This window comes from Flavobacterium soyae (assembly GCF_021245985.1).
In the GTDB taxonomy this organism is placed as follows: domain Bacteria; phylum Bacteroidota; class Bacteroidia; order Flavobacteriales; family Flavobacteriaceae; genus Flavobacterium; species Flavobacterium soyae.
Genome location: NZ_JAJQXA010000010.1, coordinates 155,868 through 172,249, shown reverse-complemented (window position 1 = coordinate 172,249; position 16,382 = coordinate 155,868). Strand labels below are relative to the sequence as shown.

At 32.6% G+C, this 16,382-nt stretch carries 14 protein-coding genes and 1 tRNA gene; 4 read left to right on the top strand and 11 right to left on the bottom strand.

Annotated elements, in window-relative coordinates; translation table 11 throughout:
• Window positions 1-9: 9 nt before the first annotated feature.
• Together LUU93_RS14295 and pdxA are read right to left on the bottom strand one after the other, a co-directional pair.
• Window positions 10-552, bottom strand: coding sequence for a YceD family protein (locus LUU93_RS14295; RefSeq protein ID WP_232681821.1), 543 nt, complete (start codon window positions 550-552; stop codon window positions 10-12).
• 105 nt (window positions 553-657) lie between these two features.
• Window positions 658-1,707 (bottom strand): 4-hydroxythreonine-4-phosphate dehydrogenase PdxA, encoded by a 1,050-nt coding sequence (gene pdxA / locus LUU93_RS14290; protein WP_232681819.1) that lies wholly within the window; start codon window positions 1,705-1,707, stop codon window positions 658-660.
• A 57-nt stretch (window positions 1,708-1,764) separates the two neighbouring features.
• On the opposite strand from pdxA, the gene LUU93_RS14285 reads away from it, so the two are divergent.
• Complete coding sequence (locus tag LUU93_RS14285) at window positions 1,765-2,355, top strand: riboflavin synthase (protein ID WP_232681818.1); 591 nt, start codon at window positions 1,765-1,767, stop codon at window positions 2,353-2,355.
• 34 nt (window positions 2,356-2,389) lie between these two features.
• On the opposite strand, the gene LUU93_RS14280 is transcribed toward LUU93_RS14285, so the two are convergent.
• Entirely contained in the window at window positions 2,390-2,632 is a 243-nt protein-coding gene (locus tag LUU93_RS14280; protein ID WP_232681817.1) for a hypothetical protein, read from the bottom strand.
• 560 nt (window positions 2,633-3,192) lie between these two features.
• Between LUU93_RS14280 and dcm the strand changes: the two genes are divergently transcribed.
• A complete protein-coding gene (gene dcm / locus LUU93_RS14275) occupies window positions 3,193-4,182 on the top strand; it encodes a DNA (cytosine-5-)-methyltransferase (protein ID WP_232681816.1) in 990 nt (329 codons plus the stop codon).
• Window positions 4,183-4,184: 2 nt separating this feature from the next.
• On the opposite strand, the gene LUU93_RS14270 is transcribed toward dcm, so the two are convergent.
• The 7 genes from LUU93_RS14270 to LUU93_RS14240 all read right to left on the bottom strand — a co-directional run bounded on the left by LUU93_RS14270 (window position 4,185) and on the right by LUU93_RS14240 (window position 10,305).
• Window positions 4,185-4,625, bottom strand: coding sequence for a very short patch repair endonuclease (locus LUU93_RS14270; protein ID WP_232681815.1), 441 nt, complete (start codon window positions 4,623-4,625; stop codon window positions 4,185-4,187).
• 158 nt (window positions 4,626-4,783) lie between these two features.
• The gene (locus LUU93_RS14265) at window positions 4,784-5,794 is read right to left on the bottom strand and encodes a type II toxin-antitoxin system antitoxin SocA domain-containing protein (protein WP_232681814.1); all 1,011 of its coding nucleotides are present in this window, start codon (window positions 5,792-5,794) and stop codon (window positions 4,784-4,786) included.
• Between the two features lie 2 nt (window positions 5,795-5,796).
• Window positions 5,797-6,138: a hypothetical protein gene (locus LUU93_RS14260; protein ID WP_232681813.1), complete on the bottom strand. Its 342-nt coding sequence runs from the start codon at window positions 6,136-6,138 to the stop codon at window positions 5,797-5,799.
• 238 nt (window positions 6,139-6,376) lie between these two features.
• Window positions 6,377-6,450 (bottom strand) — tRNA-Ile (locus LUU93_RS14255).
• Window positions 6,451-6,596: 146 nt separating this feature from the next.
• Window positions 6,597-7,001 carry a methylmalonyl-CoA epimerase gene (mce, locus tag LUU93_RS14250; protein ID WP_053473314.1) on the bottom strand — a complete coding sequence of 135 codons (405 nt, stop codon included), beginning with the start codon at window positions 6,999-7,001 and terminating at the stop codon, window positions 6,597-6,599.
• Window positions 7,002-7,010: 9 nt separating this feature from the next.
• A complete protein-coding gene (locus LUU93_RS14245) occupies window positions 7,011-9,368 on the bottom strand; it encodes a hypothetical protein (RefSeq protein WP_232681812.1) in 2,358 nt (785 codons plus the stop codon).
• Window positions 9,328-10,305 carry a hypothetical protein gene (locus tag LUU93_RS14240; protein WP_232681870.1) on the bottom strand — a complete coding sequence of 326 codons (978 nt, stop codon included), beginning with the start codon at window positions 10,303-10,305 and terminating at the stop codon, window positions 9,328-9,330. The genes LUU93_RS14245 and LUU93_RS14240 overlap by 41 nt, the downstream gene beginning before the upstream one ends.
• 199 nt (window positions 10,306-10,504) lie before the next feature.
• Here LUU93_RS14240 and LUU93_RS14235 point away from each other — a divergent pair, with 199 nt between their 5' ends.
• Window positions 10,505-12,193, top strand: coding sequence for an Ig-like domain-containing domain (locus LUU93_RS14235; RefSeq protein WP_232681811.1), 1,689 nt, complete (start codon window positions 10,505-10,507; stop codon window positions 12,191-12,193).
• On the opposite strand, the gene LUU93_RS14230 is transcribed toward LUU93_RS14235, so the two are convergent.
• Window positions 12,190-12,957 (bottom strand): nitrilase family protein, encoded by a 768-nt coding sequence (locus LUU93_RS14230; protein ID WP_232681810.1) that lies wholly within the window; start codon window positions 12,955-12,957, stop codon window positions 12,190-12,192. The genes LUU93_RS14235 and LUU93_RS14230 overlap by 4 nt on opposite strands.
• Before the next feature lie 237 nt (window positions 12,958-13,194).
• On the opposite strand from LUU93_RS14230, the gene LUU93_RS14225 reads away from it, so the two are divergent.
• Window positions 13,195-16,350 (top strand): SusC/RagA family TonB-linked outer membrane protein, encoded by a 3,156-nt coding sequence (locus LUU93_RS14225; protein ID WP_232681809.1) that lies wholly within the window; start codon window positions 13,195-13,197, stop codon window positions 16,348-16,350.
• Window positions 16,351-16,382 lie beyond the last annotated feature (32 nt).

Here is a 16,382-nt window from a genome sequence, read left to right as displayed (position 1 = left end):
TTTACTATATTATTTATCCGTTAATAGTTTCTTTAATTTTTCCCAACGCGGGTCAATATCTTCTTCTTTATTACTCTCTTCCTTTTGTTCTTTTACACTTAATTCATTCAACTTTGTTAAAGCTTCGGTTTGTAATGTACCGTCTTTAACGCCAGGATGAATTCTTTTTTGAGGCACCGAAAGCGCAATCATTTCATAAATGTATTGTGACACATCTAATTCATGTTCTCCATGCGGCAAAATCAACAATTCTTCATTATCATTATTGAATTCATCTCCAAAACGAACAATTAACTTCATTTTTCCCTTTATAGGTAAATCAAAATCTTCGCCGGTCAAATCACAAGGCACATTTACGGTTCCTTTGTGTTTAAATTCTAACTCTAACATATTGCTTTTCTTATCGAAAACCAAATTCACTTTAATATCTGAACTTTGAAACTCATCATAGTCAAAGTCCTTAAAGAACGTGTTATTTATTTGATACTCAAAATGGTGTTTTCCCAGCTTTAACCCTATAAAAGGAATTAAAAATTCTTTTGATTTGCTCATTTCAACATCAATTTGTTTAATTCAAATACAAAACTACATATCTGAATTGGGGTGCAAAGATATAAAATTATTGTAAATCTAATAATCTTATTCACCTTTTTTTGTTTATAACTGTTTTTCTTTTATTTTAAGAGGTTTTTCGCTAATCTCCTCATACTGATTACGAGAGCGAAAAATATCTAGTGCAAGGTAAACTGCTTCTTTAAACGAATTAAAATCGGCCATGTCTTTTCCGGCAATATCGTATGCTGTTCCATGATCTGGCGATGTCCTAACCTTATTTAACCCTGCCGTATAATTAACTCCTTTTCCAAATGAAAGCGTTTTAAACGGGATCAATCCCTGATCGTGATACGTTGCTACAATAGCATCATATTTCTCATATTGACCGCTTCCAAAAAATCCATCGGCAGAAAATGGACCAAAAACCATCGTACCACTGTCAAATATTTTCTTCAAAACCGGTTTTAGGATCAAATCTTCCTCTTTTCCAATAACTCCACCGTCTCCGCTATGAGGATTTACCCCTAAAACTGCAATTTTTGGTTTTACTATACTAAAATCCTGAATAAGGGATTTTCTGATTGTTTCGATTTTTCTGGTAATTAATTCTTCTGTCAAATGAGATGAAACTTCATTTAACGGCACATGATCTGTTAACAAACCAACTCTTAAATTATCCTGAACCATCATCATCAGCGCATTTCCTTCTAATTCCTGATCCAGATAATCTGTGTGTCCCGGAAATTTAAACTCTTCTGACTGGATATTATATTTATTGATTGGTGCTGTAACCAAAACATCAATCCCCCCATCTTTTAAAGCCTTAGTAGCTGCAACAAATGATTTGATCGCATACTCGCCAATTTTCTCATCATTTGTTCCTAATTTAATATCGACTCCTTCTCTCCAAAGATTAAAGACATTTACTTTCCCCGGAATAATCTGATCCAGCTTATCTACACCGTGAAACTGCACAGTCGAAGTAAAGCTTTTTTTTACGAAAGAAAGAATTTTAGCATTTGCAAAAATAACTGGTGTACACAATTCTAACATTCTGGAATCTTCGAATGTTTTTAGTATAACTTCGCTTCCAATACCGTTTAAATCTCCAACTGAAATTCCAACAATTATATTTTCTGCTTTTTTATTCATGAGCTCAGCTTATTTATTACTAATTTTGATGTGCAAATTTAGTAAAATAAAACTACAATGTTTACAGGAATTATTGAAACCCTTGGAAGAATCCACGAAATACAAAAAGACAAAAACAATCTGCATGTTACTGTTGAGTCATCGATCACTAACGAATTAAAAATCGACCAAAGCGTTTCTCATAACGGAATATGCCTTACAGTCGTTGCTATAAAGGATTCATTTTATACCGTTACAGCTATTGAAGAAACGATTTTAAAAACCAATATTGGGGATTGGAAAGCCAATGATATTGTAAACTTAGAAAGAGGAATGAAACTTGGTGACCGTCTTGACGGACATATTGTTCAGGGCCACATAGACCAAACCGGAATATGTACAAAAATTGAAGAAGCAAACGGAAGCTGGAATTATACTTTTGAATACGACCAAAACCTAAACAATATTACAATTGAAAAAGGGTCTATTACCGTAAACGGCGTTAGTCTAACTGTCGTAAATTCTAAAACAAACGAATTTAGTGTTTCGATAATCCCGTATACTTTTGAAAACACCAATTTTAAAGATTTCAAAGTTGGCACTAAAATAAATTTAGAATTTGATGTTGTTGGAAAATACATTTCAAGACTTTATTCTATAAATAAATAATCCGAAAAAGTTAACGCATAAAAAAAGCTTCAGTTTAAACTGAAGCTTTTTTTATTTTATTTCGGTATATAATTGTCATTCCTAAAATAAATCCTCCTGCCAGCAAATACGGTATATGCTCATTAATAGGCAGTCCCGGAGGCGGTATATCATCTTCATCAGCAGTCGTAGCTGCAGATTTAGCCGTTGACGGCGGCGGCGGCGTACTAGCTAAAATAACCGACGCATTCGATACAATTAAAAAAAATGCTAAAAAAATAATTCTTATTATCTTCATAAATTCAACGTGCTGAAATTCAACATACTATACTACTGGCAAATATTTGTTAGAAACACATCACTAAAATGATTTCTAAAAGGAAATTCTTTGGCAAAAATATACGATTTTTACAAAAAAGCAACTTTATAAGCAATAAAGTGATGTAAAATTAATATATGTATTATAATACAATTCAAATCTAAAGGTAAATAAATTTAGATTTAAAACATAGATTAACTACTTAAATCATCGATTAACTGCAAGAAAAAATCTAACTATTAAACGCTGAATTTCAAATGTTTATTATGCAAATCGCTTCTTTTACATATCATTTATGGCTTTTTATAAATTTTTAAAAATACAAGAATATTCTTATGTAATATTTTTTTTAGAAAAAATGCCCTAAATTTCAATAAGTCAGAAAGAACTGTAATTTTAGGGAGTTAAAAAAAACAATAGACCTCATTTTTTCGATTTTGAAGAACAATCAAATATTTCTGAATTAATATATTTGCATTCAACAAATTTACAGTAAAAGATCTTAAGACTTTTTTTGAGTCAAAAACAGCAATTAATAAATGAAAAATAAATATACAGTTGGAAGTTTGTATGCAGGCGTAGGCGGTATATGTTTAGGTTTTGAAAAAGCTGGTTTTAATTTGAAATGGGCTAATGAGTTTGACAAAAAAGCCTGCGTTACCTATAGAAACAATTTCAAACATAATCTTATTGAAGGTGATGTAATGGAACTTGACGCGGCAACTCTTGAACAAGTGGATATTTTAACTGCTGGTTTTCCCTGCCAGCCATTTTCGCTGGCCGGCCACAGAAAAGGTTTTGACGACCGAAGGGGAAATCATTTTTTTAAAATTCTGGATTTCATTGACGAAATCAGGCCTAAAGTGGTTTTTCTTGAAAATGTAAAAAATCTAAAAAGTCACGATAAAGGGAACACATTAAAAGTTATAAAAAGTGAAATAAAAAAACGCAACTATACTTTTGACAGTTCTATTTTAAATACCAAAGATTTTGGAAATACTCCTCATAACAGAGAGCGGCTTTTCATGATTGCTTTTGATAAAAACTTCTTAAATAATAAAAGTTTCAAGTTTAAATTCCCCGAAAAGGAACAATTAACGAAGTCTATTAAAGATTTAATTATTACAGAAAAAGTTTCTGATAAATTTTATTATGGCGAGGAGAAGTACATGTACAACAAATTGAAGGAAGCGGTTGTAGACAAGAATCACATCTATCAATTTAGAAGACAATATGTTAGAGAAAACAAATCAGGCTTATGCCCTACGCTGACAGCCAATATGGGAACGGGCGGACACAACGTTCCGATCATTACAACCGATTTTGGCTTTAGAAAACTAACTCCAAGAGAATGTTTCAGACTTCAGGGCTTTCCTGATGATTATAAACTGCCTGCAATTTCAAATTCAAGCTTATATAAACAAGCTGGAAATTCGGTTAGCATGCCGGTTATTCAAAGATTAGCAGAAGAAATTTTTAAGGTTATAGAAAAGAATGAAGCAAAAGAAAAGAAGAAAGAAAAAGTATAAAATCAACTCTTTTTTTCTTCTGTTTTTATTTTTGAAGATTCTATTTCTTCCCGAATTTTTGCTACACAAGTATCCAATTCTTTTTGAACTTCTTTACTCCAAAACCGAATCACTTTCCATTTTTCAGCAATTAAAAAAGCATTGACTTCAATATCACGCTTCCTATTTCGTTCGATTTTCGGAATCCAATAGTCCCGATTTGATTTAATTCGCAATTGCTGCGTTTCCCAATCTTTGCCGTGAAAAAATTCGCTGTCTATAAAAATGGCGATTTTATACTTTGCAAAAGTCAAATCCGGTTTACCGAATATTTTTTTATTATTCTTTCGATAGCGATAACCCAATTCCCACAAAGCTTTAGCAAGCCTGACTTCTTGCGTAGTTGCCCTGCTTTTTATGGCCTGCATATTTTTTCTCCGTTGTTCGGGAGTTAAATTATCCATTTCGTTAAGATTAAAATTGTCTTTGAAACATAAAGTTACTTTATTTTTCTTTTGAAGGCTATTCGATCTTACTAAAAATGAGACGACTAAAAAAAAAGCCTCTACAGAAATGTAAAGACTTTTTTTTTGCTTTATAATTTCTTAAACGAAACTTCATTCTAGACGTGCTTTAGATCAAAACTATAATAATATTCAATTAGCTTTTTACCATCTTGATAATTTTTAATCCAAGCTTCTTCTTCATGACTTAATTTCACTATTTCATTTCTAGACATTCCATTAAATCTTTTTACTATTTCTTCCAAAGTATTCACTTCTGCCTCAGTAAAACATTCAGGATTAAATAGTCTGTTCTCAATTGTTTTAAACTCTTCTCCATAATAACCATTGCCATAATCTAACATATTAATTTTAAAATTATTCTCTCTCTGCAATTTCTCAAAAATAGTTTGAAAATTATTTGGAACAGGTCCATAATCAATCGCCACATATCTTATTCCGCTTATGGAAAAAGAGGTTTTTTTAAAACTTAAAAAATCTGCATAAAAAAGTAATTTATTCATCACTGTTTTTAAAGGACTCAAATGCTGAGTAAAGAAAACTATCATTTCCGTCAATTTCTCAAGACTTGGTGATTTATAACCTGTATATATATCAGGACTACTATCACCTAAAATATAATTTTGAAAATCAACACTAAAATGATTTTTTCTTTCTTTTTGAATCAAATCATCAACATATTCTAACAACTCTACTTTCTCCATATCATCAAAAACACCTTGACTTTCCTCTACAAGTAATCGAAACGATTTAGGGTTATTTGCAAGTTGTATAAGCTTAGCATTTGCTAAACTCGGGACTTCTCCACTTTCATAATTCCTGTAGGTATTCACACCAAAACCTAAAGAAAGCCCCATTTTGTTTGCTGGTAAACCATACTTTTTTCTAATCTTCACAATTTCCTCTGGAAATGGCAAATTATACTTATCTAAATACTGATTATATACTTGTGTTAAATTTAATGTATCTAATTCTGTATCTGTAAAACTTTCTTTACTATCTTCACAATAATAAGAATGATGAGTATATATAAATTCTTCTTTTCTAAATATTAATTTTTTCTTCTCTTTTACTAAGGTCATTTCACTACCTGTAAATGGACTTCTCATATTTAAATGGTTTTAAAAGGATATTTTAAGGGATGTTCAGAGATATGAAATGAAATACAAAATGATTTTGTTGGCAGTATTGTAATTTTAATATAAACTTCCTGATTTTTTACATTTACTCCGAAAACCCACATTGGGCTAACACCAAATTGATCATTTGTTAAAGGTCCTTGACAATAATCGTCAACTATTAATTCTGATAAAACTTTATCTCTAAATTTTGGAGTTATCTCTAAATCTGCTAATGTTTGTATGTTTTTATCTCTATTTGCATAAATAATTCCAAAAGCACTCATATTTGCCTTAAAATCTGCTAAGAAACTCTTAACATCGCTTTGATTCATGTAGTTAAAAAATTATCAATTAAGATTTGACAAAACTAAGCAATAAAAAACAAAAAAACAACTATATAGTTTGTTAAATTGAATTAAAAACAAAATAAAAACACTATAAAGTTGTTTTTAATTCCTATTAAGATCAATAGTATTAAATCACATCCTTTTAAAATAAATAAAAATCTGCAATTAGCTAAAAACAAAAAAGCCCTTACATTTCTGTAAAGGCTTTCTATTTCTAAAGAAGTGGTCCCACCTGGGCTCGAACCAGGGACCACCTGATTATGAGTCAGGTGCTCTAACCAGCTGAGCTATAGGACCGGTTTAGAGGATGCAATATTACTACTATTTTTCGTTCACTCCAAATATTTTAAGACATGATTTACATTTAATTTCAATTCAATGCCTCGGTTTTAAAAACAAGATTGATTTTCAAGACCTTATTTAAATTCAAAAAGTGATGTTTTTTATTTAATTTCCTGACAAAGCTCAACCAAAACGCCATTTGTATTCTTTGGATGCAGGAAAACTACCAATTTATTGTCGGCGCCTTTCTTCGGAACTTCGTTTATCAGCACAAAACCTTCATTTTTTAAACGAGAAATTTCGGCATGAATATCTTCAACATCAAAAGCGATATGATGAATTCCTTCTCCTTTCTTTTCCAGAAACTTTGCAATAGGACTTTCCGGGTTTGTCGCCACTAAAAGCTCAATTTTGTTATTTCCGGTTTGAAAAAACGAAGTCAAAACACCTTCGCTTTCTACCGCTTCCATTTTATAAGATGGAACGCCAAGCATTTTTTCGAACAATACATTGGCATCATCCATGTTTTTTACCGCGATCCCGATATGTTCAATTTTATTAACCATGATTTTTTATTATTGATTAATGTAAGTATTAAAATAACCGCATTCAGCAATTACGTCTTTATAGTATTGAGTGTCTGAATAATCTTTTTTCAACGTTTTAAAACCGTTCCAGGCTATGAAATTAATTTTATCACCCTCAACACTCCACCAATTTGTAACATTATTGTATTTGTTATTGTAATATTCATTTCGCTCGCATTTCGAAATCAAATACACACATTTTGCTTTTTGCTCTTTTGTCGCTGCTGCCTGAAGTGCTTTTTGATAATAAGCTTTAGAAACGTCACAATTGGTAATCATTTTTTTCATGGAATCTCTAAACGAATACGGACTTGAACCATAGCCTACAATACTGATTTCATAAAAAGTTCTTCCGTTTCCAAAATGCGAAATATTATAAAATGCATTTCCCAGCAATAAACTATTTGTGTAAACATCTTCTTTTTGAGCCAGTTTATCCTGCATTTCTTTTACTGTATTTAAAAAATCAATAAAAGTATATTTCCTTTTTTGATACGCCGCATGATCGCAATCGTGACAATCTTTAATGCTTCCGTTAAACGGATTTCCTAAAAATTTATAATATTGAACAGAATCTGTTTCCTTCATAAAAGCAATCGCTTCTGGAATTTTATTTTTAAAAGTCGCCTGAACTGCCTGAAAATTACTGATATCTTTCAATTTCAAACTATAAATTCCGGCTCCAATTTTCTCGATCTCGGTTTTATTTGGCTTTGCCAAAAATGTTTTTATATCCAGCAGATTCTTTTCATTATCATAAAACGCATTTCCGTCATTCCAATAACTGTAACGCGATTCTCCAAAAATCTCCGCCATTACCGGATCTGATTTTCCTTTATAAAGCGCAGACAAATAATTTCTGCTCCATGAAGAAGCGTTTTGATAACGAAACTCTCCTCCTTTATACGTTTTTGGAAGTTCGTAATACAGCCAGTTTAAATCGGCCAGAATTGTTTTTTCGTTTTTATCCGTCAGCTTATCAATTTTATTCAAATTATTTACAAAGCGCAATAAGCGAAGCTGCATTCCCGCCAATTCTGTTTTAGGGAGTGTTTTTACCGCTTTATCAAAACTTTTATCAGCATTTGCATAATCACCTTTTAAAGTCTGCAGATATCCCAAAGACAAATCCCATAAATAAGGTCTTGCCGTATTATCAGCAGCCGAAATTTTGGCAACTAAATCAAATGCACTTTTATCTATTTTAGATTGGTTTTCGGTTTTATTCTCGGCAATCGTTTGGTTTTTCACCGGCTGATTTTCTTCTGCCTTTTGCTGAAATGAATTATTAAGTGCCTCTTCTTGCTTGTTTACCAATCTCGTTGCCAGATAATTTAAATGTTCGCTTTTTGGATCTAATTCATAAATCTTTTCAATGGCTTGTTTTTCATCTTTATAAAATCCGTGAATCGCCCAAAGCGCTGCTTTCTCTTTATTATTTTTTGCCATTGCCAGCGATTTTGTCCAGTCGGCTTCATTTTTTGGATGAAAACTATACGCCGTTACAATTCTCAATTCCGGGCATTTGTCAAAAACCTGTGCATACAAATAATTAGAAACTGCATATTTTTTCTGCTGATAATTAATTCCGGCAACGTACGAAAGTGCACGATAATACAATACATTTTTAGGAACAGAACTCTCGGTTTTATTAAAAAAGTCAATTGCTTTTTGTTTACTGTTGCTGTAAAAACGAGCTTTCATCGTTAGAAACCAATATCTGTTTTTCAAGAATGGATCTGCAGTTGTGTTGTAAACATTTTCGATCGACTGGATCATCTGCGAATCATTAAAAGTTTTGGCCACAACAGGATCATAACTCCAATAATCTTCGCCAATTGAAACGGTTTCAATTTTTTGTGCCAAATACAAAAACTCAACAAAGCTTTTCACTTTTGCGTCTTTCAAAGGCATTTTTTTACCCCATTTTATAGAGGAAGGATTTTGCTTTTTGTTTTTATAAAAAACATGTAAATCTGTAATTTCTTCTTTGTTTTTTATCGTGTTTTTTTCATCAGAATAGTATCTTGGCTTATCATCTCCAATTAAAAAATAATTTACCGTCGTAGTATCAACAACACCTTTTAGATAAGTTCCCCAATCTGATTTTATGTTTTCATTGAAACGCGAATTATGTTTGGTATCAAAACCAACTCCGTAAAAAATATCTCCGGCTAAAAACAAGGGTGAATACGATTTATCTGCAAAAGTTTCGGGCGTGAAATTAGAATTGTAGCCGAAAAAATCCCAATCGTCTCCGCCGCCGCAGGCGTATATTATTCCGTAAACAGAAAGTATCGTGGCACTAGAAACAAGAAATAACTTGCTCAAAAATATTCTTTTCATAACTTTTTAAATTGAATTCGTCTAAATCGTAAAATATAATTTCTTTTGGGGCTTTCGCCGAGTTTTCGCTTAAATCTTCTCCCATTTCTTTTAAATCTTCGGCAGAAATTGATTCTATTTTAAGGAGATCGTTTTCTTCATAATAAACCCCATTTTTATAATTTGATTGTCTGGCTTTAAAAAAAACAGCATTTATCTGAACGAAGTTTTTATCCTTTTTGAGTTCGCTGAAATTCAGTTTCGAGCGAAGTCCAATAACTTTTTGATTCCTAATGTGAACTGCCCACGAATATATCGGCAATGCATAATCGAGATCAAGTGGATATTTCTTTAAACTCTTTAAATAATTGGCCGAGATTTTTTTGCTGTAAATAGAATTTAGAGAATCCGGCGCAATAGTTCCCATATTATAAAACATCAAAACACCGTGATCTACATTTGGGATTTTCGTTTTTCTGAAATATTTTACCTGATGAAGCCGGATTGTTGCTGAGAGTTTTTTCTGCGAAAGCTTTTTAATCTGTTCAATAAACTTCAAATAATTGTCTTTACTGTTTAAGGTCCAGTCGCAGTCAATTTGAATTTCAGCATAATTAATTTTATTCTTTTTATTTATTTCATCAATTAAACGAATGGTCTTTTTAGCCAGATCCTCAATATCAAGATTGGTTTGCAGCATTACTTTATTCTGAATAAAAACCACGGGAACAATTTCAAAATTCTGGGTATTTTCCTGAAAATGAATTGGACTTATGGGAATTGGAGATTGCGTTTCAGGATGAAGTCCGATGTCAAAATAACGAACATACAATTTGTGAACGTCATTGTCTTTTAAAACTTCCTTTTCTGTTTGAGAAAACTTCAAATTGGTTTTCCAATAATAAAAAGCAATTAGAGGTTTGTCATTTTTACTGCAGGCAGAAAACAAAACAACCATTACAATCAAAAAAAATCTTTTTATCAAAACCGGAAGAAATTATATTTGAACTCAAAAGTAAGAAATTATAGCCTATCGTTTCTTTCAAATTTAAAAAAAAGAAGTAAATCTAAAAGCTGTAAATCCTAATAAATGGCCAAAAAATTTCAATTAAAGCAAATATAATTGTTATTTTGTGCAATCAAATTTAAAAATCGCTATGTTTAAAAGCAAACTCAAATACATTTCATTTTTATTGGTATTATTAATGATGAGCTGCGCCAAAAGAGGCAGTATAACTGGCGGATTAAAAGATACTTTGGCTCCTGTTTTGGTTTCGAGTGTTCCTAAAAATTTCAACACTGAGTTTAAAGGAAACGAAATTACGCTCGTTTTTGATGAATATGTGAAACTGAAAAACCTCAACAAACAGCTTATTATTTCACCGCCAATGAAATACGAACCGTTGATTTCACCAACGGGAGTGAGTAAATTTTTGAAGATTCAAATCAAAGACACTTTACAGCCAAACACAACCTATAGTTTTAATTTTGGACAAAGTATTACTGATAATAACGAAGGAAATGCAATAAACCAATTTAAATATGTTTTTTCAACAGGATCTTATATTGATTCGTTGAAACTTAAAGGAAGTATTAAGGATGCATATGAAAAAAAGGTAGATAATTTTGTTTCGGTAATGTTGTATGAAGCAAATGATAAATACAAAGATTCTGTTATTTACAAAGATTTTCCGCGTTACGTTACCAATACTTTAGACAGTTTAAGAACTTTTCAGTTTGAAAACTTAAAGGCCGGAAAATATCTTTTGGTTGCTTTAAAAGATAAATCAAGTAATAATAAATACAACCCAAAAGATGATAAAATTGGGTTTATCAAACATTTTATTACGGTGCCAAATGATACGGTTTTTGATTTGGAATTATTCAAGGAAACACTTCCGTTAAAAGCATTTAAACCAATTCAGGCATCAGGCAACAGATTGCTTTTACCATATGAAGGAAAACAAAATTTCAAGATCAAAAAACCAACTATTGTACTTAAAAACAACGATCAGATTCTTGAAACCATTGTAACGCAGTTTCCTAAAAAAGATTCGCTTCAGGTTTGGTATAAACCTTTAAAAGCCGATTCTTTATCTTTAGAAGTAAGTCGTGATACGTATAAAAAGAGATTTACTTTTAAAGTAAAAGACCAAAAAAAGGACACTTTAAACATTAAAGCGGTTCAAAACGGGATAATTAATTTTAGAGAAAGATTTACTTTAGAAACCGAAACGCCTTTGGTGAAGTTCGATAAATCAAAAATTAAATTAGTTAATAAAGATTCAACAGCTGTTGATTTTACTACAGAATATGATGAATTTAATCAGAAACTGTATGTCGATTTCAAAAAAGAACCTTTAGAAAAATACAATTTTACATTTTTCCCAGGCGCGCTGACTGATTTCTATGATAAAACAAACGATACTTTATCGTATAAATTAGCGACAAAAGAAGCTGCCGATTACGGAAATTTAGTTTTGAATTTGAAAAATGTAAAGCGCTTCCCTATCATTCTTGAAATAACCAACAAAAAAGGCGACGAAGTTTTAGCCAGCGAATATTCTGAAGGAAGTAGTAAAATTGAATTCAACTTATTAGTACCAACTCAATTTACGGTTAGGATTATTTACGACGATAATAAAAACAAAATGTACGATGCCGGAAGTTTTCTCGACAAACGATATGCCGAGGAAGTTTTCTATTATCAACAGGAAGTCGATGTCCGCAGCAATTGGGATGTTGATCAGAGTGTAGATTTAAATATTCCGTATAGTCCCGAAATTGAGAAAAAAGAAGACGCGAAAAAGAAGAAAAAAGAGGAAAAGCAGCGAAAAGCTTTCTAGGTTTTAATCTCAAAAACATCTTTATCGCTTAAAAAATCGAGCTTTTTACGAGTTTCCAGCATTTCATTTTTATCTAAATCAACCACAAAAACATCTTCTGTTTCTTGTGGTTCTAAAATGTAATTTCCTAAAAAATCAACAACCTGCGAATGTCCTGTATGCTCGTAATTATTGGCGTCAAGCCCAATTCTGTTTACACCAACCACATAACTTAAGTTTTCAATGGCGCGCGCTTTAAGCAAAGCGTCCCAGGCATTGGTGCGTACTTTTGGCCAGTTGGCCACATATAAAAGTAAATCGTAGTTTTCTACATTTCGCACAAAAACAGGGAAACGTAAATCATAACAAACCTGCAGGCAGATTTTCCAATCCAGATAATCAACAATTGCTTTGTGAATTCCTGCTGTATAAAATTTATCTTCTCCTGCTAACGTAAATAAATGACGCTTGTCATAATACTGGATTTCTCCCGACGGAAAAACAAATAACATTCTATTATAATAGTTGCCGTTTTTGGTAATGACCACGCTTCCGGTAACGGCACTATTTTTTTCTTTCGCCATACTTTTCATCCACAAAACAGTTTTCCCATCCATCGTTTCGGCAACTGCCGAAGGATTCATAGTAAATCCTGTCGAAAACATTTCAGGCAAAACAATCAAATTGACCTGCTGATCGATCTGTTTTATTTTCGATTCAAAGTTTTTTCTGTTTGCAGAAGCCTCTTCCCAAACCAGTTCTGATTGAATAAGTGCGATTTTCATTTTTCAAAAATACGAATTTTCAGCCAAAATTATTTTTTTAATGAAAAAGCTCATTCTGCAAAATTTTCTCAAAACACCTCTATAATTCAGGTAATTTTTAGATTTAAAAAATACATGAATAAATCTTATTGCAAAAAAAATGCATTTATTGCAAAAAAAATGCAGGTGTTTGGAATTAATCTATATATTTGATTTGCCAATAAAAAACCAAAAGAAAAACATGAAAACCAAACTATTATGAAAACAAAGCTTATTTCATTAGTGTTTATTGGAGGAATCATCTTCTCCACAAACGCCAAAGAGACTGCAATAAAAAAGCATCTTTTTGAACAACAAAGCAATCAAGTTGAGATTTCGGGCCAAATATTAGGTCAGGATGATGGAATGCCAATTGCCGGAGCTACAATTTATGCCGAGAGCAATAATAAAATAGCAGCAATATCTGATGAAAACGGAAAATTCAAACTAAAGGTTCCTGAAAACGAAGTTCATATTATTATAAGTTACATGGGTTATGAGACTTTATCATTTGCCTTACTCAAAACTTCAGATTTAACTATTCGATTAAAACCTGCCGAAAATGTTTTAGAGCAAGTTTTAGTTACTGCACTTGGAGTTAAAAAAAGCACTAAAGCTGTTGCTTATGCGGTTACTGAATTGAAAGGAACTGAATTTACAAAAGCAAAAGAAACTAATATTTCGAATGCATTGGTTGGAAAAATTGCCGGAGTAAACGTGAGCAGTACCTCAACCGGAGCAAATGGATCAACGAGAGTTGTAATTCGTGGAAACGGATCTTTAAACGGAAATAACCAGCCAATGTACGTAGTTAACGATTTACCTATTGATAATACACAGCTTAATTTACCTGGAATTGGAAATGGTGCGGGTTCAACAAGAATAAATGTGGATCGTGGTGACGGAACTTCTGTTATCAATGCTGATGATATTAAAACGATTACGGTTTTAAAAGGCGGAACGGCTGCCGCACTTTATGGTGCAAATGCAGCAAACGGTGTAATTTTGATTCAAACGAAAAGAGGTTCTGCTCAAAAAGGAATTGGAGTGGAGTATAATTCTTCATTTACATTCGAAACGCCTTCGATTATACCAGACTGGCAGTATGAATACGGTTCTGGAGCAAACGGAAAAAAACCAACCACGCAGGCAGAAGCTGTTGCAGCCGGACGCTGGTCGTGGGGTGCTAAAATTGACGGAAGCAGCGTAGTTCAGTTTGACGGCGTTTCAAGACCTTATGTTGCACAAAAAAATAACATTAAAAATTTCTACGAAACAGGAACAACATTCATTAACTCTCTTGCTTTATCTGGAGGAAATGAAAAAGCTACAGGCCGTCTTTCGTTCTCAAATATGGACAACCAAAGTGTGGTTCCAAATTCTGATTTTAACCGAAAAAGCATCAATATTGCGAGTAATGTGAACTTAACAAACTGGTTGAAATTTGATGTCGTAGCACAATATAATTTAGAAAAATCAAACAATAGAGTAACGGTTTCTGATGCAGAGGCAAATCCAAATTGGGGGACTTATATGATTGCCAATACTGTTGATATTCGAAATCTTGCCCCGGGTTATGATGAAAACGGAGTTGAAGAAGCATGGAATCCTGTTGCAGTAGCAACAAACCCTTATTTTGTTGTCAATAAAATTAAAAACAAAGACACAAAAAATCGTTTCATTGGGATGCTGAACGTAAAAGTAAATTTCACTCCTGAATTATTCCTTCAAGGTAGAATTGGACAAGATTATACCGATTATGATTTCTTCGGATACATTCCAAAAACAACTTTAAACAATCCGGTTGGATATGCGCAGGGTTCAAAAATGAAATTATCCAATCTAAATTCTGAAGCAATTCTTAATTATACCAAAAAGAATATTTTTAATGATTTCTCTTTAAATGCTTTAGTTGGAGTTAATTCTCGAACTACATTGAGAGACGAAACCAGAGTTGAAGGTTCAAATTTTGTATTAGACAATTTTTACGCTTTAAGCAATTTATCAACCTTGGCTTATAGTTATCCTTACGGAAAAACTAAAACCAACTCGGTTTACGGTGCTGCCGATTTTGATTATAAAAACATTGTATTTTTAAATGTAACAGGCCGTCAGGATTGGTTTTCTACCCTTTCAAAAGAAAACAATACGGTATTTTATCCTTCTGTTGGAACAAGTATAATTGTTTCAGACATTTTTACAATGCCTGAATTTGTTTCGTTTGCTAAACTTAGAAGTTCATGGGCACAAGTGGGAGGTGCAACGCCAGATCCTTATGCTTTGAACCAATCATATTCTATGATTCAGGGCGGACATAACGGTCAGCAGGTTCAGGGGCCAACAAGTTCAAGAGTTCCAAATGCGACTTTAAGTCCGTTGACTTCTACAACATTTGAGATTGGAACAGATTTAGGATTCTTTAATAATCGTTTAAATCTTGATTTTGCGTGGTACAACCGTGCGACTACAAACGATATTGTTGAAACTACAATTTCTACAGCTTCTGGAGCTAATACTGCTTTATTGAATTTAGGAAAAATGAGAAACAGAGGGGTTGAGTTTTTAGTAAGCGGTAAAATTATCAATTCTGATAAGTTCTCCTGGGACGCAAGTTTCAACGGATCGTACAACGAAAACAAAGTCGAAGCACTTACAGATCAACTAAACTCAATTACAATGGCAACTTCTGTAAACGGATATGTAACGATTACAAGTGATGTTGGACGTCCGTACAGTATTATAAAAGGGTACAGACCTCGTAAAGATGCTAACGGAAATACGGTTTATAATGTAAGCGGCGGATCTGCAACTATTGCGCAGGGACCACTTGAAGAATTAGGTCAGGGTGTTCATCCTTGGGCTGCGGGACTTACCAACGAATTCAAATACAAAAACATTTCATTGAGCTTTTTAATCGACGGGAAATTTGGCGGAAGCTTATATTCTGGAACTAACTTATACGGAACTCGTATGGGATTGACAAAATTAACGCTTGAAGGTCGTGAAAGCGGGTTGCCAATTAAAGGTGTTGACGTTAACGGAAATCCGGTTGATATGGTAATTGCTCCTGAAAACCTAAGAACGTATTATGATGGTTTAAGAAACATTTCTTCTGAATTTGTTTATGATGCAAGTTTCATCAAATTAAGACAAGTAATTCTGGGTTACGATTTACCTATTGAGAAAATAAAAGGATTATCAAAACTTCAGGGCGCTTCGATTTCATTTGTGGCAAGAAACTTATTCATTCTTTACAAGAAAACACCAAACGTAGATCCTGAATCTGTATTTAGTGCCGGAAATGCTCAAGGTGTAGAACAATTTGGAGTACCAAAAACAAGAAGTTTCGGTTTAAACTTAAATGTCAAATTTTAAGCTTGCTTTATTTCTAATAATTAAATTAAAAG

Excerpts from the sequence above, each read along its gene's own strand:
- dcm (WP_232681816.1), top strand. The coding sequence starts at position 3,193 with ATGAAAAATAAATATACAGTTGGAAGTTTGTATGCAGGCGTAGGCGGT.
- LUU93_RS14235 (WP_232681811.1), top strand. The coding sequence starts at position 10,505 with ATGTTTAAAAGCAAACTCAAATACATTTCATTTTTATTGGTATTATTA.
- LUU93_RS14260 (WP_232681813.1), bottom strand. The coding sequence starts at position 6,138 with ATGAATCAAAGCGATGTTAAGAGTTTCTTAGCAGATTTTAAGGCAAAT.
- LUU93_RS14280 (WP_232681817.1), bottom strand. The coding sequence starts at position 2,632 with ATGAAGATAATAAGAATTATTTTTTTAGCATTTTTTTTAATTGTATCG.
- mce (WP_053473314.1), bottom strand. The coding sequence starts at position 7,001 with ATGGTTAATAAAATTGAACATATCGGGATCGCGGTAAAAAACATGGAT.
- LUU93_RS14265 (WP_232681814.1), bottom strand. The coding sequence starts at position 5,794 with ATGAGAAGTCCATTTACAGGTAGTGAAATGACCTTAGTAAAAGAGAAG.
- pdxA (WP_232681819.1), bottom strand. The coding sequence starts at position 1,707 with ATGAATAAAAAAGCAGAAAATATAATTGTTGGAATTTCAGTTGGAGAT.
- LUU93_RS14295 (WP_232681821.1), bottom strand. The coding sequence starts at position 552 with ATGAGCAAATCAAAAGAATTTTTAATTCCTTTTATAGGGTTAAAGCTG.
- LUU93_RS14225 (WP_232681809.1), top strand. The coding sequence starts at position 13,195 with ATGAAAACAAAGCTTATTTCATTAGTGTTTATTGGAGGAATCATCTTC.
- LUU93_RS14240 (WP_232681870.1), bottom strand. The coding sequence starts at position 10,305 with ATGGTTGTTTTGTTTTCTGCCTGCAGTAAAAATGACAAACCTCTAATT.
- LUU93_RS14230 (WP_232681810.1), bottom strand. The coding sequence starts at position 12,957 with ATGAAAATCGCACTTATTCAATCAGAACTGGTTTGGGAAGAGGCTTCT.
- LUU93_RS14285 (WP_232681818.1), top strand. The coding sequence starts at position 1,765 with ATGTTTACAGGAATTATTGAAACCCTTGGAAGAATCCACGAAATACAA.
- LUU93_RS14245 (WP_232681812.1), bottom strand. The coding sequence starts at position 9,368 with ATGAAAAGAATATTTTTGAGCAAGTTATTTCTTGTTTCTAGTGCCACG.
- LUU93_RS14270 (WP_232681815.1), bottom strand. The coding sequence starts at position 4,625 with ATGGATAATTTAACTCCCGAACAACGGAGAAAAAATATGCAGGCCATA.